A 22,206-nucleotide genomic window follows, 5' to 3' on the forward strand; every position below is an offset into this window, starting at 1 on the left:
CTCACTGAATGCCAAGGGCTATTCTCTCTTAATTGTTCGGTCCTTCTTAGTAGTTCTAAACCAACTAATACTATGACCTCTGCTGACTTCTGACGGTTCAGCTACTTATCACTAAGTAGGTTATGAAGCGTACTTCACATATCCGCCAGACCTCCCCGGGTAAGAATGTAATCTTTCCTTCCATCTATCTGCTTCATTTACTCTGTACCACCTTTGGCAGAAAGGACTTTGTTTTGTTTAGCAAACTCATCCAATGATACCTAGCCTTATATGAAGTTCGTGTTCCTCAGACCGGAAGTTTGCCGCTCGCTTCCTTCAGATTCCGCGTCACCACGGACACCCTTGCGTTAAGCTAACTGTTACTTCTGCCTTCACAGTTCGGGACTTACACCCTATAGATTACACCCATGCCAGGCGCACTAAAACAGGAGTTGTTCGAAAGTTCCCTACTTCAGAACAACTCCTGTTATACTTTTATGACAACAAAATTAAACTTATCGCCATTACCGCCATTCCCACAACCACCCCGTATATAGATGAGTGGGTCTCATCATATTTTTTCGCAGCTGGCAATAGTTCATCCAGAGAAATAAACACCATAATTCCTGCAACTGCTGCAAAAATTATTCCAAACATAATGTCATTTAGAAACGGCATCAATATTAAAAAGGCAACGAGTGCACCAATCGGCTCTGCAAGTCCTGAAAAAAAGGAAAGTTTAAAAGCTTTCTTCCTCTTACCAGTTGCATAAAATATCGGTATAGCTACAGCAATCCCTTCAGGTATATTATGGATAGCAATGGCAATGGCAATAGCAATTCCCACACTCGGATCGTGTATTGCTGACATAAAAGTCGCAATCCCTTCAGGGAAATTATGAATACCGATAGCAAGTGCCGTAAATATTCCTACCTTCATTAAATTAGCTTCATCTAATTCCTTAGGTGATAATTCTGCTTGCATAACATCCTCTACTGTTTTTACTTCATGAGGATTTGTTTTTTTCGGAATCACCTTATCTATCATAGCGATAAATAGCATTCCTCCAAAAAATCCGATCACCGTCATCCAATACCCTTTCGACTCTCCTAAAGCAACCGTTAATGCATCTTTCGCTTTAAAAAAAATTTCAATTAATGATACATATATCATTACGCCAGCTGAAAAACCTAAAGCAGCAGATAAAAACTTTTTATTCGTTCTCTCGGTAAAAAATGCTATAAGCGCACCAAGTCCAGTTGCTAACCCTGCAAATAAGGTCAGACTAAATGCTAATATGATGTTACTCATTCGAACATCCTTTCTTTTAATATCCTAATATTATTATATACGCAGAACTTTCCTTAGTGCAACTTTTTTTACCTTATCTATATTTTGTGGATTTAGAAAACTTATTTCAAAAAAATAAACGCTATATCAGCGTTTAATACTTTCATACAAAAAAATACAAATACAAAACCATGTAAATCCTAAACTCCAGCCATTACATCTGTTGCAAAATGATTTTTCTCCGCCACTCTTGATAATCCTGTCAATATAGCTAACACCAATCCTCCAATCCAATACCTCAACTTACTTTTATGATTTTTAGTAAGTTCAGACAATAAATAAGCTATGGTGAATAAATACAATAACCCCATCATAGCATGACCAGATGGAAAGCTATACGATGCCATTTGATCTGCTATTTCTGGTCGTGGACGTGCTACCCATTCTTTTACGAAATGATTGATCAATCGGCCAATCGGAATAGTAAGAATCACAAAAAGCATTCCTCGTAATTTTTGAACTTTAACCATAAAATGAATAATACAATAATAGCGATTAAATCTATTAGTGAAATTTCACCAAAATAGTGGAAAAAGCTGAAAAACTTATTACCTTTTAATAATAATTCCATGTTTTGATCAAATGAAACGATAGTAGAAGTGTCATTAGTATAGCGTAAAATAATAAAGGGAATAAATGAAACAGTCCACTAATGTAAAGTAATACACGATTATTCATCAACTTCTCCACCTTAAAATATTAAAAATCACCCTTATGAAAGCTTAATAATAACAATAAATTTACTTATTAACATATTGTGCAATTTAGATGTTATTCAGTCGAAAGTATATTATACAATAATAACAGTAATAATGGATTCATTTCATCACATTTGCAAAATCAATGTTAACAGACAAAAAAATGATCACCCAAAGATGTATTGGGTGACCATGACTGGATAAACGATTTATTATTTTAATTCATTTAAAATTTCATCAATTTTCGCAAGTTCAGATTGTAAGCCTCCACCGCTTAAATACCAAAGCGGACCATCTAAGTATACGATTTTACCGTTTTTATAAGCTTGTGTTTTTTGGATAATTGCGTTTTCCATGTCAGCTTCGATGTTTGATTGTCCGCCTACAGCTGCAGTACGGTCAACTACAAATAATACTTCTGGATCGAATTCTAAGATGGCTTCAAAACCAAAATTTGAACCGTGAGATGAAGCTTCGATATCTTCAGTTACTGGAGTAAATCCATAAATATCATAGACATAACCGAATCGTGAATTTGTAGCAAAGCCAGATAATTTACCTTCGTTATACATTGTAACTAATGAAGTTTTGTATTGGCTTGCTAATTGTTTAATTTCTTCAAGTTTTGAATCGAATTTCGCTAAAAATTCTTTCGCTTCTTCTTCTTTATCGAAAATTTGTGCTGCAATATCTACTGATTTTAAGAATGTGTTCCAGTAATCATCTTGAGAAGTACCAACGAAAATTACGTTTGGAGTAATCTCTTTTAATTGGTCATAGAAAGTTGCTTGACGACCAGAAATGAAGATTACGTCTGGTTGTAATTCAGCAATATCTTCAAGTAATGGGCTTTTTAATGAACCAACACTTGCATATTCGTCAGCAGCAAATTTAGAAAGATGTTCTGGTAATGTACCATCTTTTGCAACACCAACAATTCCTTCAACACCAAGAGCATCAAGTGTATCTAGGAAACCATAGTCAAATACAACAATTTTTTCAGGCATTTTTTCTAAAACAACATCTTCAAATACAGTAGTTGCACCAGTTTCTTCGTTTTTGCTTTCTGAAATTGTAGATGTAATTGTCATTGGGAATCGGCCATCTTCTTGAGCTTGTCCCTGTGTATTTCCTTCATCTGTATTTGAGCCCGTATTTTGTTCTGCCTCTTTGCCACCGCATGCAGCTAAAACAAATACAAGCATTGTTAGAATAACTGCGAATAATTTCCAGTTCTTCATTATAACTTTCTCTCCTATTCCTTATATTTTATATTTCAATACTATTTGATATTGATAATCATTATCAATAACTGACTCTAATTATAATCATTAGCTTATTGTTCGTCAATATACTTTTTTACATTTTTTATTAAATGATTTAAAAAGTATTACATTTTAAAATGATTTAGAAAAGCATTTAAGCTTTTCTAAATCATCATTATGATTACGTATGAGAGTTAAAATATACGCAAATGCGACAACCATTTTGTTCTTGCACTGGAATATTCATATCATAAATTTCTCGTAAAGATTCTGAATTAATAATTTCCTCTGTAGGCCCATTTTTCACAACTTTACCGTCTTTTAATGCCACAATATAATCTGAATAAACTGAAGCAAAGTTGATATCATGTAATACAATTACAACCGTTTTATTTAATTCATCAACAAGTTTGCGCAATATCTTCATAATTTGCACAGAATGCTTCATATCCAAATTATTTAATGGTTCGTCTAGAAGAATATATTCAGTATCTTGAGCAATAACCATTGCAATAAAAGCTCGTTGTTTTTGCCCACCAGACAATTGATCTAAAAATTTATCTTCAATTCCCTTCAAATTCATGTATTCAATCGCTTGGTCCACATATTGCTCATCTTCAGGTGTAAGTCTTCCTCTTGAATATGGATAACGTCCAAAAGACACAAGTTCCCTTACAGTTAATCGAACGTTAAGAAAGTTTGATTGCCTAAGGATTGAAACTCGTTTAGCAAATTCATTAGACTTCCAATTTTTTACGTTCTGTTTGTCCAATAACACTTCGCCAGTATCAGCATCAATTAACCTGCTAACCATTGACAACAATGTCGATTTACCAGCACCATTCGGTCCAATAAAGGAAGTAATAGCCTTTGGTTGAATCGATAATGATACATCACTTACAACTGGTTTATTACCATACTTTTTCGTCAACCCTTTAATTTCAATCATCCTTGTGCCCTACTTTCCTTTAGTAATAAGTATATAAAGTAAATACCACCAATAAAATTAATAATGACACTTAAAGTCGTTTTCATTTCAAAAATATGTTCAACAATAAATTGCCCGCCGACTAACGCAATAACACCAATTAAACCAGCTCCTAATATGAGAACTGAATGCTTGTACGTTACAAAAAATTGATAGGATAGATTTGCAACAATCAATCCAAAGAATGTAATTGGACCAACTAATGCTGTTGATGTTGCAATAAGAACTGAAGCTAAAATTAATACATTCATCACTAAACGATCGTAATTAACACCTAAATTTATAGCATTGTCTCGGCCTAATGTAGCAACGTCCAATTGATGTAGCATTCTAAAACCTATAATGAAGGCAGAGATTAAAATAATACTTGCAACAAGTAACAGTTGAACTTTAATTTTAATAAAGCTTGCGAAAAGTACGTTTTGTAAACTCAAGTATTCAACTGGATCAATTAATACTTGCAAGAATGAAACGGAGCTACCTAAGAATGTTCCGATAATCATTCCGATTAATAAAAGCAAATAGATTGGATATTTGTCTGCTCTAAATAATGTACGGTATAACAAAATAGCAAATATGATCATAGCGGCGAGCGCCGCGAAAAAGTTTAAATATTGATTGACTACCCAGATTGATGCAGATCCTGCAAAGAAGAATATAAGGGTTTGCACCACTTCGTACATGGAGTCAATTCCCATAATCGATGGTGTTAATATTCGATTGTGCGTAATTGTTTGGAAAATGACCGTTGAATAAGCGATTGCAAAACCAGTAATCACCATTGCTCCAACGCGCATCATACGTCGAGGGAAAGCATAATCGAATCCACCTTTAATATCGTAAAATCCATAAAATAAAATACAAATGATTGCAATAATCGCTAATATTATTAATTTCACAACATTATTTCGCATATGCTCTCCCCCTAAACAACATAATTAAGAAGAGCAAACTACCAATTACTGCAACTGTTACATTGACCGGTATTTCGTATGGATAAATCACTACTCGACCAATAATGTCGCAGACTAATAAGAAAACAACTCCCAGTACAATTGTATGTGGAATCGTTTTACGTAAGTTGTCCCCCATATAGATTGACACAATATTCGGAACAACCAAACCTAGAAAAGGTATTACACCGACTGTTAAAACAACGGTCGTAGAAATGGTCGCCACAAGAATTAAACCGAGGTTCAACACAGCTTTGTAACTTAAGCCTAAATTTTTTGCAAAGTCTTCACCCATTCCGGCAACCGTAAATTTATTCGCATATAAATAAGCCAAGATAATGGCAGGAACACTTACATATAACAGCTCATAACGTCCTGAAATAATGAGTGTAAAACTACCCATTAACCAAGTATTTATGTTTTGAATCAAATCCCCTTCATACGCAAAAAACGTCGTAATGGAGGATAAAATATTTCCATACATAATACCGATTAACGGTACGAAAATCACATCTTTAAATTTGATGCGGTCTAAAATTTGCATAAATAAAATCGTACCTGCAAATGCAAACACAAAGCTAAAAATTATTTTTTGCATATATGCAGCTTGTGAGAATAACAAAATTGAAATAAGGATCCCTAACTTAGCTGCATCTAGAGTACCTGCTGTCGTAGGTGATACGAACTTATTTCTACTTAAACTTTGCATAATTAAACCAGCAATACTCATTCCTGCACCCGCTAAAATAATGGCAAGTAATCGAGGAACCCTACTAATTAGAAATATTTGAGTTTCTTGTGATTCCCAGTTTAGTAAATCAGTAGGTTTTATATCGATTGCTCCAATGAATAGCGAAATGAATGACAGGATGATTGCTGCTACTATCAACATCCATAGTCTCATTTTTGCTCCCCAATTTTCTCTTTTCTGTACTCATTAATGAAAATGATTCTCATCACCAAGTACAATATCATTATAAAGAGAAAAACTATAAAAATCAAATACAATTGAGAATGAAAATCAAATGAATTTTAGCGTTATTTCTTATTTTATATACCATCCTGACTGTATATTCTTATTTTCCACACAATAAAAAAGAGGGGGGCTAGAAAACATATACTTTCTAAGCCCCCTCACCTTGTCATAATTATGATTTATTTAAAATCTCTACTCCTTGCGGTAGTTGAAACACTTCTACCTATCTATCCCATCGCAAAGGAGCCGTTTCAAAATATCAAACAGCTCCCCTTCCTATTATTTTACGCCTCTCATTGCTTTAGAAATAATCGGAGTAAATAGTAATATGATGACACCAAGAATAATGGATAATCCACCAAGTGCACCAAAATAAACAATTTCCGTAACGGCTTCATAAATTCTTACTAGCTGTGCATTGATTGCTTGTGCAGCCGCGCTAGTTAAGAACCAAAGAGACATTGTTTGAGAAGCAAAAGCTTGTGGAGCAAGTTTTGTCGTTGCCGATAGCCCCACTGGGGAAAGCAATAACTCCCCTATTACAACTAAGAAAAATGATAATACTAGCCATAATGGACTTACTAATTCTGTTCCACCAGACAGTTTTGAAGGAATCATCATCACTAAGAATGAAGCACCTGCAAAGAACAGTGCAAAGGAAAACTTCAGTGGTGTTGAAGGTTGACGATTACCTAGTTTTACCCAAATCCACGCAAAAACTGGAGCAAAAAGAATAATAAATAATGGATTTAACGATTGGAACCAAGAAGCTTTTAATTCAAAGCCGCCAACATTTAGATTTGTTCGCGTATCTGCATAAGTTGCCAAAATTGTTGCACCTTGCTCTTGAATTGCCCAGAACATTACTGCTGCAATAAATAAAGGAATGTATGCTAACACACGAGATTTTTCATCTTTTGTCGTTTTTGGACTTCTATACATGATGATGAAAAATGCTGTAGGAATTAGTACACCTAAAGTTGTAATAATCGTACTAAATACACCCATTGTTAAATTGCCAGTTGCATACAAACCGCCTAATACAACAACAATCGCTAAAATAATGATTGTGAAATTCAAAATCGCTTTTTTCTTCTCGGCTTCATTTAATGGGTTTGGAACTTGAAGACCTGCTAAGCCCAGATTTTTCTTTTGCGTGGCTATGTAAATAATTAAACCGATCAGCATTCCAATACCTGCTAAACCGAATCCTAAATGGAAGCTATAAGTTTCCCCTACAGTCCCAACAATAAACGGAGCTAAAAATGCTCCCATGTTAATACCCATGTAGAAAATACTAAAACCAGAGTCGCGACGGCTATCTTTTTCTGCGTATATCTCGCCGACAATTGATGAAACATTCGTTTTTAATAAACCTGTACCAATAATGATAAATACCATTGATATAAGGAGACCTGTTAAAGCAAGTGGAAGAGCTAAAATGAAATGCCCGATCATGATGAGGATTCCGCCATAAAACATCGTCTTACGAGGACCCCAAACTCGGTCAGACAACCATCCACCAATAATACCAGACATATAAACTAAAGAACCGTAGATGGCCATAATGGAGTTTGCAGTTCCGCGTTCAAGCCCCAATCCACCTTCATGTAATTCATAGTACATATAAAAAATTAAAATGGCGCGCATTCCATAATATGAGAAACGTTCCCAGAACTCAGTAAAAAATAGTGTAAATAATCCTTTAGGATGTCCAAAAAAGCCTTTCTGGGGGACGGATTTCACAATTTCTTCTTTAGATAACATATATTTCCCTTCTTTCTGTTATTTTACTTTTTATTTTTTTCTGAAAATTTCATCACTTTTGAAGCAACCACAATATTTATTTTTAAATAATTTCCATAGCATTTTCAATATATCTGTATAATGTTTAAATTTTAAGTTTATTTGATATTTTTCAAAATTTCTTATCATTTTAACTGTTTTATGTCTCTATAACCACCGTTTTTATTATTTTGGTATAACAATTTCACTAATTTACTATCCTCTGAAAAGTTTTTCTTCTTAATAATTTGTCACCTGTTATGTAGTTTGGAATGTATCAAGTCTATACATACCAAAAAAGCGAGGGGAATTTGATTCCACTCGCTTTCTACTATTTCTTGACTACAAAGTCTTCAAACTTTTTATAATCTGATTCTTTCAATTCTACTATTAACTTTGTTCCCGCTTCTTCATACTCTGTTGACTTTACTGAAGCATTCCCGTTCAAATAGGATACGATATCCCCCCGGTTGAAAGGAATAAACATTTCACAAGTGTAATAATTTGAAAAAAGATGTTTACGAATACATTCAACTAACTCATTCAATCCTTTGCCTTCTTTCGCAGATATCCAAAGGTCTTCTCCGTAAACTTTTGGATAAGAAATTTTGGCTAAGTCACATTTATTATAAAGGTAAATGGTTGGAACATTTTCTACTCCGATTTCTTTTAATGTACGATTCGTAACATCCATCATAAACTTATATTCACTGTTAGAAACATCCACTACATGTAACAATAAATCCGCATCTCTCGCTTCTTCTAATGTTGATCGAAAGGCTTTTACTAATTGGTGGGGAAGCTTACTTACAAATCCAACGGTATCAGTAAGTAAAAATTGTTTTTTATCCGGTAATTCAATTTTTCGCACAGAGGTGTCTAGCGTTGCAAACAGCATGTCCTTTTCAAAAACTTCTTTATCCTCTTGCCCAAATTTCGCTAGCATTTGATTCATAATTGTTGACTTCCCTGCGTTAGTATACCCTACTAGTGACACTACAGGAATTTCACTTTTTCGTCGTTTTTTTCTTTGCGTTTCTCGTTGTTCCTTAATTTGTTCTAGTTCTTTTCGCAACTTTGAAATTTGGTCTTCAATTTTCCGTCGATCGAGCTCTAGTTTTGTCTCACCAAGCCCTCTATTTCGAAGACCCCCACCTGTTGCTCCAGCTTGTCTTGATAAAGAAGAATGTAATCCAACTAATCTAGGCAACATATATTGCAGCTGTGCCAATTCTACTTGCAACTTAGCCTCTTTTGTTTTTGCTCGGCGGTCAAATATATCTAAAATTAACGTTGTTCGGTCAATCACTTTGCAATCTAAATCATTTTCTAAATTTCGGATCTGTGAAGGAGATAGTTCATCATTGAATATAACTAAGTTTGCACCAACTTCATCAAAAAAATTTTTAATTTCTATTACTTTTCCCTTTCCTACATAATGAGATGGATTAATGCGCTCTAAATTTTGAATTACTTGCCCTACCACTTCGACGTCAAGGGCTTCCGCTAAATTTGCCAATTCTTCCATTGAATATTCGAAATTTGGGTCATTTAAGTTGACACCCACTAAAATTGCTTTCTCTTTAATCATCTCTACTTCTTTTAACTGAGTCATAATCCTTCCCTCCGAACAATGGGTCTTATCCCGTTATTATACAGTATACCCTGCGAAAGAAAAAGAAATGGGGTGTCTTGAAAGTCGAAAACTTTCCAGACACCCTTACTTATTCATAATCATAATCTTTGCTAAATCTTTGCTCCTGCGGTAGTCGAAACAAGTTTCCACTATCCTCGTCGCAAAGGGCCGTCTCAACATAACTTTTCAGACGGACCCTTCCTTAATAACTCATTATTTTTGCTTTTCAGCTTTTAAAACCTCTAATGTTTGATTGAATTCTTCTTCAATTTCTGGATTTTGTTTATACGTCATCATACTTACAACAACAGCCACAATTAAGTTAGAGAAGAATCCAGGAACCATTTCATAAATCATGCCTGAAAGAGTAGCGGATTGACCCCAAACGAATGCTACAATAGCACCTACAACCATTCCACTTAATGCACCAATGTTTGTTAACTTTCTCCAATATAGAGCAAGGAGAATGATTGGACCAAAGGATGAACCAAATCCAGCCCAAGCAAATCCAACTAAATCTAAAATTGAGTTATTTGGATTCCAAGCTAAAAACATTGCGATAATAGATACTAGTAATACTGCTAAACGTCCAGCTGTCACATAGTGCTTATCGGAAGCATCTTTTTTGAACAACGCTTTATAAATATCCTCAATCAATGCTGAAGAAGTAACGATTAATTGAGATGAAATCGTACTCATAATTGCCGCTAAAATGGCTGCAAGTAAAACACCTGCAATAAATGGATGGAATAAAATTTGTCCCATTACAATGAAAATCGTTTCTGGGTCATCAAGTGTCATTCCGTTTTGTTGGAAGTAAGCAACACCCACTAGCGCCGTACACATCGCACCAACCAAACTTAAAATCATCCAACCGATACCGATACGACGGGCACTTTTCATTTCTTTTACTGTATTAATCGCCATGAAGCGAACGATGATATGTGGTTGTCCGAAATATCCAAGACCCCAAGCAACAGAAGAAATAATTCCTGCAGCTACTGCTGTTGATGGTAATAAACTTAAATGCTCAGGATTTACAGCAGTGATAGCAGTTCCTGTTTCACCTAATCCTCCTGTAATGAAAACGCCTACAAGAGGAACTAAAATTAAAGCGAAGAACATAATCGTTCCTTGTACTACGTCTGTATAACTTACCGCTAAGAATCCACCAAATAATGTATAAATGATAACAACTGCACTTACAACAATCATCCCAGTGTGATAATCAAATCCAAAGGAACTTTGGAAAAACTTACCACCAGAAACCATACCGGAAGATACATAGAACGTGAAGAATACAAGAATAACGATTCCTGATGCAATTCTAAGCAATTTCGTATTGTCACGAAGTCGGTTATCTAAAAAGCTCGGGATTGTAATAGAGTCTTTAGAAATTTGCGTATAAACGCGTAAACGCGGTGCGACTAAAACATAGTTTAAATATTGTCCAACTGTTAAACCAATCGCAATCCACGCTTCTACTAAACCTGCTGCATAAATGGCACCAGGTAACCCCATCAATAACCAACCTGACATGTCGGCTGCTCCAGCACTTAGAGCGGTTGTAATTGGCCCTAATCCGCGCCCACCTAACATGTATTCCTTTAAGTTAGATGTTTTTTTGAATGCATACCAACCAATTAATAACATTGCAATCATATATAATATGATCGCTAACATTTGGAAAGCATACTCACTCATAAAATTCTCCTCCTTGTTGTTACATACTTAAAATATGTCGAAATAGAGAAAATAATGTCGATTTCTAAGAAATCTTTTATAACAATACTTTAACATAGGGATAGGTTTTTGGATATAATATTTTTTTGGAAAATTCTCTTTTTGTATAATTTTCCGTTTTAAAATAATTTTCCGTCAACATGGTTTACAATTTTCCCGACCTTTTCTATAACAATAATGTATTATGTGTTAAACTATTGTCGATTATCCTAAAACGAAGAAGGTTTGATATCCATGGAATTTACTGATATGAAACAACAATTGCTTGAGCATATTTTTAATAAAAAACTAATATCTGCAACCATTAGTCAACCAAGGAAAAAAGCAGATGAATTGAAAAGAGTTAAATTAAAGCCAGTTGAAATAAAGGGACAATACCATATTCAACTGGAATATCAATATGAAAGGATATTAAAACATAAAAATATCCTATTAGAAAATTTCCATCCCTATTTAGATGAGTTGCTACAGCAATTTAGACAATTTCACGGGCAATTCACCGATCGCTTAATTCAAATCCAATTATCTAAAAAGAATAAAGTCTTTTGGAAAGAAGAACAAACAGAAATGAAAAAAGAGCTGTCTTTAGCCCATAACCGTAAAAAGAATTACTTGCTGAATGAAACAACTCCTTATCCATTCTTAGTGCGGCTTGGGGTTCAAACTCCTGATGGAAAAGTCAAAAAGCAAAAATATGACAAATTTCGACAAATTAACCGATTTCTCGAATTTATTGACGATTCCTTAGATTACTTACCGACAAATCGGCAAATTCGGATTATCGATTTTGGCTCAGGGAAGTCTTACTTAACCTTTGCCTTATATCACTATTTGAAAATTGAAAAAGGATTAGATCTTAAAGTTACAGGACTAGATTTGAAAAAAGAAGTAATCGAAGAGTGTAATAATATTGCAAAAGATTTACATTATGACAATTTAGAATTTATTATAGGAGATATAAATGATTATGATGAAGAGACTTCTGTCGATATGGTCGTAACATTACATGCTTGTGATGTGGCGACAGATATGGCACTGGCTCGAGCTGTAAAGTGGGGAGCAAAAGTCATTTTAAGCGTACCATGCTGTCAACATGAATTGAACCGTCAATTAAACGCCCCGCATTTAGAAATCATGACACAACACGGATTAATCAAAGAACGTTTTGCCGCTCTCGCAACCGATTCAATTCGTGCAGAAATTTTAAAATTAGTCGGATATGAAGTACAGTTAATGGAATTTATCGATATGGAGCATACACCTAAAAATATATTGATACGTGGTTTTTATACTGGAAAGAAACCGGGCAAAAACGAATTCGAAAGATACAAAGCTTTTATTGAATTCTTATCAGCAAAGCCATTTTTGCAAAAGGAACTTGAAGAATACTTATCATAAAGTCAATCCATAATAAGCATATTAATATGGCACTGCCAATTAATATGCTTATTTATATTCCTTATTTTCACTACAATAACTAATTATTACCAAATAAATATTACAGGAATGTAAATTTTGTTATTTTCCGCATTTACATTCTATAGTTTTTGAATTTTTTTTGCTATCATAATAAAGGTTTTAAAACTAACGTATATCAGGGGGCATTACTTTCATGTTTAATCCAAAAAAATCAGATCCATTTTTTGTGTCATTACACAAAATTGCTGAAAACATGCGGGATGCAGTTCACTTTGCTAACGACTTTAATATCGATTCAATTGCTGATTTAAAGGAATTAAGTATCAAAGTTAAAAAATTTGAAACGGATGGTGACAATTTAATACACGAACTTATCGTCATGTTAAATAAGTCATTTATGACACCAATCGAAAGAGAAGATATTTTAGCATTAGCTATTAAAATGGACGATGTATTAGATGGTATAGAGCAATGTTTTGCTCACTTAGAGATGTTCTCCATTCCAGAATTAGACGAGTCAATGCGCACATTTTTAAAATACATAACAAGAAGTGCAGATGAAATTGTATCAGCAATCGACTTGTTAAATAAAAAAGATTTAACTTCAATGAGAAATCATATTATTTTAATCAAGGACTATGAACGAGAATGTGATGAAGTATCCCGTTCATCCATTAAACAACTATTCTTAAATGAAAAAGATCCAATCCGTTTAATTAAATATAAAGATATTTACAACCAATTGGAAGATATCGCTGACCATTGCCAAGACGTAGCAAATACACTAGAAACAATTATCATGCGCAATGCATAATAACGGAGCGGAGTTTTAGATATGGATGCCATTTTAATCATCACAATATTAATCGTTATATTTGCGCTCGCATTTGACTTTATTAACGGATTTCACGATACAGCAAACGCGATTGCTACGTCTGTTTCAACCCGTGCACTGCCACCGCGTACAGCTGTAATGCTTGCTGCTATCATGAACTTCCTTGGAGCAATTTCTTTTGTAGGAGTAGCAAAAGCAATTGCTAGCGATATCGTAGACCCATTTTCACTGAATCAAACGCCAGATGATACAACGGGATCTGTCGTTATTTTAGCAGCACTTATTTCTGCGATTACATGGAACTTACTTACTTGGTATTTTGGAATTCCGTCTAGCTCTTCTCATACATTAATTGGTTCCATTGCTGGAGCAGCAATTGCTGCAGCGGGATTTGATATTCTCAATTATAAAGGTTTTATCGGCATTTTAGAGGCGTTAATTTTTTCTCCATTTATCGCTTTTGGTGTCGGATTTTTATTCATGTCAATATTCAAGTTGTTGTTTAAAAATTTAAACCTTTATCGTACCAATAAAGGATTCCGTACGATGCAAATCTTTACCGCAGCATTACAGGCTTTCACTCACGGTACGAATGACGCCCAAAAAGCGATGGGAATCATTACAATGGCTTTAATCGCTGCCGGCATCCAATCAGATAACGATGTACAAGATTGGGTACGAATTGCCTGTGCGCTTGCAATGGGATTAGGAACTTCCATCGGAGGATATAAAATCATTAAAACGGTTGGTACAAAAATTATGAAAATCCGACCTGTTAATGGCGCTGCAGCCGATTTAGCATCTGCTACTGTTATTTTTGGAGCAACCTTAATTCACTTACCGGTATCAACAACTCATGTTATCTCTTCATCCATTATGGGTGTGGGATCTGCTCAACGTGTAAAAGGTGTTAAATGGGGAGTAGCTCGTAAAATTGTTTTAACTTGGATTATTACAATGCCAATTTCAGCAGTAATTGCTGGTTGTGTTTATTTCATATTGGATTTATTCTTCTAAAATTAAAACACGAGCGTTTATAGCTCGTGTTTTTTATATTGTATTATTGGAATGACTCAATTCAAAAGGTATCATACTTTGGTTTATAGTTGGCTGATAAGTGGCATAAAAGATTGAAATGGCAACGATCACCAAAATACTAACTAAAAGCATAATACTTACGAGAATGATAGCAGCTCTCTTTCCGCTCATACAAAATCCCCTTTTTCTAATAATCGCTCTCTCATAAAAATGCCTTATCTAAGTATACAATACAAGATTTAAAAAAACAGCTTCTCTTTAGGTGTATACTGTTTTATATTATAACGTTTTCGTTGCAGCTTCTTTAATTTTCTTCCGCTCCTCATAGATATTCTTTACAATTACTTTTAATACCGCATAAGTTGGAATTCCAATCATAATTGCAATAAAACCACCTATATTACCAGCAGCTAATACTACTGTAATAACCGTTAACGGATGGATATCTAAAGATTTCCCCATAACATTTGGAGTAATTAAATTGCTCTCCAATTGTTGAGCAACAAGGGTAATCACACATACCCAAATTACCAAGACTGGATCTTGAATAATGGCGACAAGAATTGCTGGCGCCAACGAAATCCATGGACCAATAAACGGAATCATATTCATGAAAAAGGAAAAAATTGAAAGTAATAAAGCGTATTCAAGTCCGATAATTAAGTATCCAATAAACATCATCGTTGCTAAAATTAAACTCACAAGTACTTGTCCCTGTACATAGTTTTTTAGTGCTTCATTGATGTCTTCTAACGTATTCTTTACCCATATCCGACGCTCGCCGGTAAAAATCTTGTAAATATTTGGTGCAAATTTTTCATGATCCTTTAACATGAAAATATAAAAGAATGGAACCAAAATTAAAGTAAAAATTGTAGAAACAGTACCGCTAACAAAGTTTACAATGCTTTTACTACCTACAACGACAATGTCTTGAATAGAACTTGTTACAGAATCAACGAAGTTTTCAACTTGAGGAGGTAAATTGTCTTTGTTTTCTAGAATAAAATCCGTTGCTTCCATTATTTTATCGCCAATATTTGGGGAATTTTGCACTAAGCGGTTCACTTGTTCAGCAATCGGATTTCCGACAATTAACAATAATCCCGTTACTAATCCTGCTAATACTAATACAATCGTTGAAATACTTGCCCATCTAGGAAGCCCCTTTTTTTCTAGCCAACGCTGGAAAGGCTCTGATATGTAAAAAAGGACGCCACTTAATAACACTGGAATAAAAATTGTTTTGATAATAATAACAATGGGATTAAAAATCCAATGAATTTCTATTACATATTTAATAATTAATAAGGCAATTAATAATCCAATTCCCACTTGAAACCATAATTTTTTTGTCATGTTCACTCACCCCTACCCAAGTTTAACACTTCCTGAAAATTCCTATACAAATCTATTTTCGTTTATAAAAAAGAATCAATAAAGAGTGTTTAATTGCGAGCATTTTCCACTCATTACAATTCGGTTGGAAGTTTTATTTTCCAAGGATTAATGTTTTTATGAGTGCAAACTGTTCACGAATATGTAACTTCTGCTCAACAATTTTCGGTGTTTTTGATGCAACTATGTCCACTTCTAAGTCCAGTTTATTTGCTAATATTTTTGCACGTGCACAGTGAAAATCGCTTGTAATAAGCGTAACGTTTTTTGTATTGGTTGGCAGTAATTTTTTTGAATATAGCAAATTTTCGTATGTAGACGTTGCTTGTTCTTCACGGATAATTCGATATTCTTCAATTCCTGATTCCACTAAAAATGTGTACATTGCTTCAGCTTCACTAATCGGTTCGTCCAACCCTTTCCCACCAGAAACGATGACGTTTACATGAGGATAGGATTTCAAATACTCTATCGCCTCTTTCAAACGATACTGCAAAGTTAAGCTTGGTCTTCCATCCGATTCTACTTTCGCTCCTAATAAAATCGCATATTCATAAGTACCATCTGCAACCGGTATTGGCTGTTTCATGGTTTTATAGGACCAAGTAAATAAAGCTACACTACTCACTATTAAAATTCCTAATATTATTAAAAAACTTTTTTTCATATGATCACCTTAAGATTTTCTCTTAGTACTTACGTTTAAACGATTATAAAGTTCCAAAATTATACTTTAGAAACGTGGAATTTTTCTTTGAAAGTCCAGTTCCCCAAAAACTGACAATGAAAAAAGACCGTGACACTCAACATGTTACGGTCTTTCCTTTATTGAATATTAATCTTCTAAATCTGCGTTATGATATACACGTTGTACATCTTCAAGATCTTCTAATGCATCAATCATTTTTTCAAATTTCACTTTGTCTTCCCCAGTTAGTTTTACTTCAGTTTGTGGAAGCATTGTTAATTCAGCTACTGTAAACTCTTCAATACCTGCTGCTTTGAATGCTTCTTGAGCAACATGGAATTGATCTGGCTCCGCATAAACGATTGTGATTCCCTCTTCATCAAACACATCACGTGCATCAATATCCGCTTCTAATAAAATTTCTAATACTTCATCTACTGACTTACCTTCAATTCCAAATACCGCAGTAGAATCAAACATATATGATACCGAACCTGTTACCCCCATATTTCCTCCGTTTTTGCCAAAAGCAGCACGGACTTCTGAAACAGTACGGTTCACATTGTTTGTTAACGCATCAACGATCACCATTGTTCCACCGACACCGAAGCCTTCGTAACGAAGTTCTTCATAATCTTCTCCGCCAGCACCTTTCGCTTTTTCAATGGCACGATCAATAATATGTTTAGGTACATTATATGTTTTTGCTCTTTCTAATACTGCCTTTAATGCCTGATTTAATTCTGGGTCTGGTTCACCTTTTTTTGCAGCTACATAAATTTCCTTACCGAATTTTGCATAAATTCGGCTGGTGTTTTTATCTTTTTCTGCTTTTTTATCTTTAATATTATTCCATTTGCGACCCATTGGATTCACTCTCTTTCCTAATCAAAATATCAGTAAAATTTCATTCTGACAAATACGACTGTATCATTATACACCATGATTTCTTTGATGAAAATAATCGCTACTTGATTTTTTTGTAAAATGCCTTTATAATGTCAAACTTTAATCTTCCATCTCTTCTATTATTTTGCTCAATAATGCTTCGCAACCATCTACAACTAAGTCATATGTCTCTTGGAAATCCCCCGTATAATATGGATCTGGAACGTCTTTTTTGTGTGAAGTTAAATCAAGAAAACGGAAAATCTTTGGATGTTCCGTTTGACCTAATATTCTACATATATCCCTTATATTACTTTCATCCATACCAACAATATAATCAAACTTTTCAAAATCATCTTTTTTCAATTGCCGCGCAGTGATTCCTTCTGTGGAAATATTATATTCTTTTAATTTGTTGGAAGTACCGTAATGCGGCGGTTCCCCCACGTGCCATGAACTTGTTCCGGCAGAATCCACTTCGATTTTATCTTCTAATCCTCTCTTTTTTAGCAAGTCTCTAAATACTGCTTCAGCCATTGGCGAGCGGCAAATATTTCCTAGGCATACAAAAAGTACACGTTTCATCATAACAACCCCTTTTGAAAAAGCACCTTCCGTTGAAGGAAAGTGCTAATTATTTTCCATTTGTTGTTCGTTTTAATTCTTCTGTTAATCTTTGAAGCTCTTTTTCTAAAAAGGCAGTGTATTCATCCCGCGCTTCTTTTCCAGCAGGAACGGTAAAAGGTTTACCATATATTAAATACCCTTTTTGTCTTTTTATTACTTCCTTTATATTTTTTGGACCAATATAGGCTGCTGGAACAATTTTCGATTTTGTAAGTTGAGCAATAGTAATCGCTCCTTGTTTTAACTCTGCGTTTTTTGTTGTACGAGTACCACTCGGAAAAATTCCAACAATTTTTCCTTCTTTTAGAAGTTGACGAGGTATTTTAATCACGCTCGGTCCCGGATTTTCACGATCGACAGGAAAAGCGTTCAGTTTTTTAATCAACCAACCTAACACTTTAATATCAAATAGTTGTTTTTTTGCCATAAAATGTATTTGTCTAGGATATACGGAAAGACCTAGGTTTAAAATATCAATATATCCATTATGTGTACACGCAACGATGTATCCCTCATCCTTTGGTAAATTTTCCTTACCATATACCTTCGCTTTTGATCCATTTATTGTTAAAAATACGTTAACTACTCTAGCTCCGAAATCGTATAACACTGTTGATTCCTACCCTTAAATTTTTTTATTCATTCTTATTTTAAAGAAAACATCCCTTTCTTTCAATCTCATCACAAACTTACACTTCTCCCACTAATATATCCAAATCAATCGTCAATTCCTCTAAAGATATATCATGGGTTTCTGCATGCCATCCTAGAGGAGTCATTTCAATTAATTTAGGAATTAGTTCCTTTTTAATAGGCACTTTATAAGTAACTCTTTGTTGTGACACGTTCATAAATTGCTCATGAAATCGAAAGACAGTTTGCTCGTTAGAATAAAGCTCTTTTTTTGAGTTTGCAAATACTTGTTTTCTTAATTCCATTAAATATTCGGATTGGGGAACTACTTTAATCAATTTTCCCCCTTGCTTTAACAGGCGTTTAAACTCACCATAGTTTGCTGGCGATAAAATATTCAATATTACGTCAAATGATTGTTCACGAAAAGGACTATCTGCTAAATCTCCAACGCACCAAATTTTCCGGTCATAATATTTTGCCGCAGTAATAATTCCTTCTTTAGCAATATCAACCCCTACACCAACTACCTCATCATTTAATTGCTCACAAATACGAGCCAAATGGGAACCTTCCCCGCATCCAGTATCTAAAATTGTCTTAACTGAATTTCCAATGATAGTTGCTACTTGTTTATGCATTTCATTGAACAAACCGCTATCAATTACAACTTTACGAGATTCAAATAAATTTTTCGTATACATAGAACGGACAGGTTTTGTCAAAAAATTCACATATCCTTGTTTTGCAATCGTAAAGTTATGACGATTACTACAGAAAACCTCTCCGTCATTATGGACATCCATTTCATTATTACAAATCGGACAAGAAAACAATCTGCTATTTTCTTTCATAAATTCTATGCTGTTTTGCCGTTTTGAGCGCTTTCCCATTGTTATTTCCTTTCAATATACTGTGATATTAATGATTAGTAGTTGCTTGATCCATGTTCATTTTATAAGAAGGTTGATGAATATTAACAAATTGTTCTAGTGAATGATGAATTTTTTGGATATCCTCTACTGTATGTTTTTTATCAGTTCGTTTTTTCCAAAAACGCTTTAATTCATTTACTTTTATTACTGGCACATTATTTGATTTCGTCATAATTTTTTTAATGAACAACTATCTGTAAATAGAACGATTGAATGATGTTACTCATTATTCTACCAAATGCACCTTGTATTGGCTATGATAACCCGTTTGAATCGAATCTATTTTTTGCCTTTATTGTTTGGTGAAAAATATCGAAATTTCCTAGGAAATATTGTCGATTCAATTTCTTTAAACTCTTTCTTTGTCGACTGTGACTTTTTCTTCCCTTAAGCAACTAATTTTATGACAGGATAAAAAGGAAATTATCAGTCCTTAATTTTATCAATATTATTCGACACTTTAATTCACATACATTTTATACTAATGATTACTCGGAGTAATGCGACAAATTGTTTTATTAATATATAAACTTAATTGATTTACTGCATATCTTTTCATTTTATATACTTTCTTTGAATAACATTTAGATTTCGACAGCTCCTTATCTCAATAAAGGTAGATTGTTAACTTGGTTGATATTAATATTCATTTCATTTTCGTTATTGTTAATGTTATCTTCTATTTTATTTAAATATCATGATTAAGATATTATTTTTGTTTTGAAACATACCCATTCTATTGTTTTCGACAGTTCCATTTCTTTTTGTAAACCTTAGTATATAAAAAAGCAGTTGGTAATATGCCTAATCCATTTTTATCACTATTTTGACTTTATCTAACGGAGTAACGAGAAATTATACGCAAATTTTTACAAGAACCGTCAAACCTACTTTCTTTTTTGATAACCTTGTTTACAATAAATCCAAATCGAATCCTCAATATACCTATTTTTCCAATTCAAATATCTATTGGCATTCAGTAATTCGACATGCAACAATTTTACACTCTTATATCGACATAATCCCTTTTAGTTCAGCAGCTAATATTCCCTGTTACTGCTTATTTTCTCTTAATCTTGTAAATTTCTTGTAATTAAAACCAACTCCCTGTAAATTAATAAGTAATAAGGGGGCATGATTTTGTGGAGAAATATGTGCGATTAGGAAAATCGGAGCTTTATGTGAACCCTATTGGATTAGGAGCGAATGCAGTCGGTGGACACAATATTCACCCTCATCTAAGTGAAGCAGAAGGAAAAGAGCTTGTTCGTGTTGCTATCAAAAACGGAATCAACTTCATTGATACGGCATATTTGTATGGATTAGGCCGTTCAGAAGAACTCATTGGAGAGGTCTTAAAAGAAATGGGCAACCGAGATGAACTGATCATTGCAACAAAAGTCGGAGCTAAAATGGTTGATGGCCAACGAGTTATAGACAACTCTCCTTCATTTTTAAAAGAACAAGTGGAAAAAAGTTTGCAACGCTTAAAAACAGACTATATTGATTTACTTTACATTCATTTTCCCGATGAGCATACACCAAAGGATGAAGCGGTTGGAGCATTGAAAGAATTAAAGGATGAAGGAAAAATTCGAGCAATCGGTGTTTCTAACTTTTCATTAGCACTATTACAGGAAGCGAATAAAGATGGCTATGTGGATGTGGTTCAAGAACACTATAACTTAATTCATAGAGATGCTGAAAAAGAGCTGTTTCCATACACACTAAAACACCAGATTGCTTTTATCCCATATTTTCCTTTAGCTTCTGGCTTGCTTACAGGAAAATATACAAAGGATACTGAAATACCTGAATATCGTCAAAAATCTCAGTTCTTCCAAAAAGAAACGTATGAGAAAATCGTAGAAAAAGTGGAACGATTACGCACAATCGCCCAATCGAAAGATGTAGAGGTTGCAAATGTCGTTCTTGCTTGGTATTTGACACGAGAAGCCATAACTGCCATCATTCCAGGAGCAAAATGTGCTGCGCAAGTATTGAACAATTTAAAAACAGCCAAAGTATTATTGAGTGAAGAAGAAATTCAAGAAATTGATGAATTATTTAAATAATATGAGGAGTGCACGCCAACAAAGAGCGGATAAGTTAATTTTCTAGCTCACTCTTTGTTGGCTATTATTTTGTTAGATTTGACTATTATCCTTAGTAGCTTGACTATTATTGGCTAAATTTCGACTATTATCGTATTCTCCAAGAGGCGTTTTTAGATGATTGACTAATAAGTTGAAGAGTGTGACTATTATCTTCTGTAGTTTGGCTATAACTGATTCGATTTTGACTATTATCATAAATTTCAAGAGCAATTTTTGTTTGATTGACTATTATGCTTTATAGAATGACTATTATTG

General features: G+C 34.0%; 20 protein-coding genes. 4 read left to right on the forward strand and 16 right to left on the reverse strand.

The genetic code is table 11. The features are described from left to right. Positions 1-474 precede the first annotated feature (474 nt). The 9 genes from zupT to putP all read right to left on the reverse strand — a co-directional run bounded on the left by zupT (position 475) and on the right by putP (position 11,334). Positions 475-1,290 (reverse strand): zinc transporter ZupT, encoded by an 816-nt coding sequence (gene zupT / locus UtA1_RS01500; RefSeq protein WP_096549816.1) that lies wholly within the window; start codon positions 1,288-1,290, stop codon positions 475-477. A 179-nt stretch (positions 1,291-1,469) separates the two neighbouring features. Further along, complete coding sequence (locus UtA1_RS01505; protein WP_096549817.1) at positions 1,470-1,799, reverse strand: phosphatase PAP2 family protein; 330 nt, start codon at positions 1,797-1,799, stop codon at positions 1,470-1,472. Between the two features lie 440 nt (positions 1,800-2,239). Further along, positions 2,240-3,268, reverse strand: coding sequence for a siderophore ABC transporter substrate-binding protein (locus tag UtA1_RS01510; protein WP_096549818.1), 1,029 nt, complete (start codon positions 3,266-3,268; stop codon positions 2,240-2,242). A 205-nt stretch (positions 3,269-3,473) separates the two neighbouring features. Next, positions 3,474-4,241, reverse strand: coding sequence for an iron ABC transporter ATP-binding protein (locus UtA1_RS01515; protein ID WP_096549819.1), 768 nt, complete (start codon positions 4,239-4,241; stop codon positions 3,474-3,476). Continuing rightward, a complete protein-coding gene (locus UtA1_RS01520; RefSeq protein ID WP_096549820.1) occupies positions 4,238-5,194 on the reverse strand; it encodes an iron chelate uptake ABC transporter family permease subunit in 957 nt (318 codons plus the stop codon). The genes UtA1_RS01515 and UtA1_RS01520 overlap by 4 nt, the downstream gene beginning before the upstream one ends. Beyond that, positions 5,184-6,137: an ABC transporter permease gene (locus UtA1_RS01525; RefSeq protein WP_096549821.1), complete on the reverse strand. Its 954-nt coding sequence runs from the start codon at positions 6,135-6,137 to the stop codon at positions 5,184-5,186. Before UtA1_RS01525 ends, UtA1_RS01520 begins: the two co-directional genes overlap by 11 nt. A 351-nt stretch (positions 6,138-6,488) precedes the next feature. Further along, a complete protein-coding gene (locus UtA1_RS01530) occupies positions 6,489-7,976 on the reverse strand; it encodes a peptide MFS transporter (protein ID WP_096549822.1) in 1,488 nt (495 codons plus the stop codon). Between the two features lie 349 nt (positions 7,977-8,325). Then, complete coding sequence (gene hflX, locus UtA1_RS01535) at positions 8,326-9,609, reverse strand: GTPase HflX (protein ID WP_096549823.1); 1,284 nt, start codon at positions 9,607-9,609, stop codon at positions 8,326-8,328. A gap of 234 nt (positions 9,610-9,843) precedes the next feature. After that, entirely contained in the window at positions 9,844-11,334 is a 1,491-nt protein-coding gene (gene putP, locus UtA1_RS01540) for a sodium/proline symporter PutP (RefSeq protein ID WP_096549824.1), read from the reverse strand. A gap of 273 nt (positions 11,335-11,607) precedes the next feature. Here putP and UtA1_RS01545 point away from each other — a divergent pair, with 273 nt between their 5' ends. From UtA1_RS01545 to UtA1_RS01555, 3 genes are all read left to right on the forward strand, one after another. Further along, on the forward strand, positions 11,608-12,771 hold the full coding sequence (locus UtA1_RS01545) for a class I SAM-dependent methyltransferase (protein WP_096549825.1): 1,164 nt from the start codon (positions 11,608-11,610) through the stop codon (positions 12,769-12,771). Between the two features lie 214 nt (positions 12,772-12,985). Next, positions 12,986-13,606 carry a DUF47 domain-containing protein gene (locus UtA1_RS01550; protein ID WP_016838358.1) on the forward strand — a complete coding sequence of 207 codons (621 nt, stop codon included), beginning with the start codon at positions 12,986-12,988 and terminating at the stop codon, positions 13,604-13,606. 21 nt (positions 13,607-13,627) lie between these two features. Beyond that, positions 13,628-14,644, forward strand: coding sequence for an inorganic phosphate transporter (locus UtA1_RS01555; protein WP_096549826.1), 1,017 nt, complete (start codon positions 13,628-13,630; stop codon positions 14,642-14,644). 300 nt (positions 14,645-14,944) lie between these two features. Here UtA1_RS01555 and UtA1_RS01560 read toward each other — a convergent pair whose 3' ends face one another. The 7 genes from UtA1_RS01560 to UtA1_RS01590 form a co-directional block, all read right to left on the reverse strand. Then, a complete protein-coding gene (locus UtA1_RS01560; RefSeq protein WP_096549827.1) occupies positions 14,945-16,024 on the reverse strand; it encodes an AI-2E family transporter in 1,080 nt (359 codons plus the stop codon). Positions 16,025-16,157: 133 nt separating this feature from the next. Beyond that, positions 16,158-16,691: a YdcF family protein gene (locus UtA1_RS01565; protein ID WP_232019885.1), complete on the reverse strand. Its 534-nt coding sequence runs from the start codon at positions 16,689-16,691 to the stop codon at positions 16,158-16,160. Positions 16,692-16,898: 207 nt separating this feature from the next. Beyond that, the gene (locus tag UtA1_RS01570) at positions 16,899-17,618 is read right to left on the reverse strand and encodes a YebC/PmpR family DNA-binding transcriptional regulator (RefSeq protein ID WP_096549829.1); all 720 of its coding nucleotides are present in this window, start codon (positions 17,616-17,618) and stop codon (positions 16,899-16,901) included. A gap of 141 nt (positions 17,619-17,759) precedes the next feature. Further along, positions 17,760-18,224 carry a low molecular weight protein-tyrosine-phosphatase gene (locus tag UtA1_RS01575; RefSeq protein ID WP_016838364.1) on the reverse strand — a complete coding sequence of 155 codons (465 nt, stop codon included), beginning with the start codon at positions 18,222-18,224 and terminating at the stop codon, positions 17,760-17,762. A gap of 49 nt (positions 18,225-18,273) precedes the next feature. After that, positions 18,274-18,876 (reverse strand): lysophospholipid acyltransferase family protein, encoded by a 603-nt coding sequence (locus UtA1_RS01580; protein WP_096549830.1) that lies wholly within the window; start codon positions 18,874-18,876, stop codon positions 18,274-18,276. A 79-nt stretch (positions 18,877-18,955) separates the two neighbouring features. Next, positions 18,956-19,792: a putative RNA methyltransferase gene (locus UtA1_RS01585; RefSeq protein WP_096549831.1), complete on the reverse strand. Its 837-nt coding sequence runs from the start codon at positions 19,790-19,792 to the stop codon at positions 18,956-18,958. Positions 19,793-19,820: 28 nt separating this feature from the next. Further along, positions 19,821-20,006, reverse strand: a complete 186-nt coding sequence (locus tag UtA1_RS01590) for a hypothetical protein (protein WP_126434383.1) — start codon at positions 20,004-20,006, stop codon at positions 19,821-19,823. Between the two features lie 970 nt (positions 20,007-20,976). Here UtA1_RS01590 and UtA1_RS01595 point away from each other — a divergent pair. Then, positions 20,977-21,909: an aldo/keto reductase gene (locus UtA1_RS01595; protein WP_096549833.1), complete on the forward strand. Its 933-nt coding sequence runs from the start codon at positions 20,977-20,979 to the stop codon at positions 21,907-21,909. Positions 21,910-22,206 lie beyond the last annotated feature (297 nt).

The sequence above is a fragment of the Ureibacillus thermosphaericus genome (assembly GCF_002370195.2).
GTDB lineage: Bacteria > Bacillota > Bacilli > Bacillales_A > Planococcaceae > Ureibacillus > Ureibacillus thermosphaericus.

What these genes read in the sequence shown, in the direction of transcription:
- zupT (WP_096549816.1), bottom strand. Translation starts at nt 1,290, where the DNA reads ATGAGTAACATCATATTAGCATTTAGTCTGACCTTATTTGCAGGGTTA.
- UtA1_RS01505 (WP_096549817.1), bottom strand. Translation starts at nt 1,799, where the DNA reads ATGGTTAAAGTTCAAAAATTACGAGGAATGCTTTTTGTGATTCTTACT.
- UtA1_RS01510 (WP_096549818.1), bottom strand. Translation starts at nt 3,268, where the DNA reads ATGAAGAACTGGAAATTATTCGCAGTTATTCTAACAATGCTTGTATTT.
- UtA1_RS01515 (WP_096549819.1), bottom strand. Translation starts at nt 4,241, where the DNA reads ATGATTGAAATTAAAGGGTTGACGAAAAAGTATGGTAATAAACCAGTT.
- UtA1_RS01520 (WP_096549820.1), bottom strand. Translation starts at nt 5,194, where the DNA reads ATGCGAAATAATGTTGTGAAATTAATAATATTAGCGATTATTGCAATC.
- UtA1_RS01525 (WP_096549821.1), bottom strand. Translation starts at nt 6,137, where the DNA reads ATGAGACTATGGATGTTGATAGTAGCAGCAATCATCCTGTCATTCATT.
- UtA1_RS01530 (WP_096549822.1), bottom strand. Translation starts at nt 7,976, where the DNA reads ATGTTATCTAAAGAAGAAATTGTGAAATCCGTCCCCCAGAAAGGCTTT.
- hflX (WP_096549823.1), bottom strand. Translation starts at nt 9,609, where the DNA reads ATGACTCAGTTAAAAGAAGTAGAGATGATTAAAGAGAAAGCAATTTTA.
- putP (WP_096549824.1), bottom strand. Translation starts at nt 11,334, where the DNA reads ATGAGTGAGTATGCTTTCCAAATGTTAGCGATCATATTATATATGATT.
- UtA1_RS01545 (WP_096549825.1), top strand. Translation starts at nt 11,608, where the DNA reads ATGGAATTTACTGATATGAAACAACAATTGCTTGAGCATATTTTTAAT.
- UtA1_RS01550 (WP_016838358.1), top strand. Translation starts at nt 12,986, where the DNA reads ATGTTTAATCCAAAAAAATCAGATCCATTTTTTGTGTCATTACACAAA.
- UtA1_RS01555 (WP_096549826.1), top strand. Translation starts at nt 13,628, where the DNA reads ATGGATGCCATTTTAATCATCACAATATTAATCGTTATATTTGCGCTC.
- UtA1_RS01560 (WP_096549827.1), bottom strand. Translation starts at nt 16,024, where the DNA reads ATGACAAAAAAATTATGGTTTCAAGTGGGAATTGGATTATTAATTGCC.
- UtA1_RS01570 (WP_096549829.1), bottom strand. Translation starts at nt 17,618, where the DNA reads ATGGGTCGCAAATGGAATAATATTAAAGATAAAAAAGCAGAAAAAGAT.
- UtA1_RS01575 (WP_016838364.1), bottom strand. Translation starts at nt 18,224, where the DNA reads ATGAAACGTGTACTTTTTGTATGCCTAGGAAATATTTGCCGCTCGCCA.
- UtA1_RS01585 (WP_096549831.1), bottom strand. Translation starts at nt 19,792, where the DNA reads ATGGGAAAGCGCTCAAAACGGCAAAACAGCATAGAATTTATGAAAGAA.
- UtA1_RS01590 (WP_126434383.1), bottom strand. Translation starts at nt 20,006, where the DNA reads ATGACGAAATCAAATAATGTGCCAGTAATAAAAGTAAATGAATTAAAG.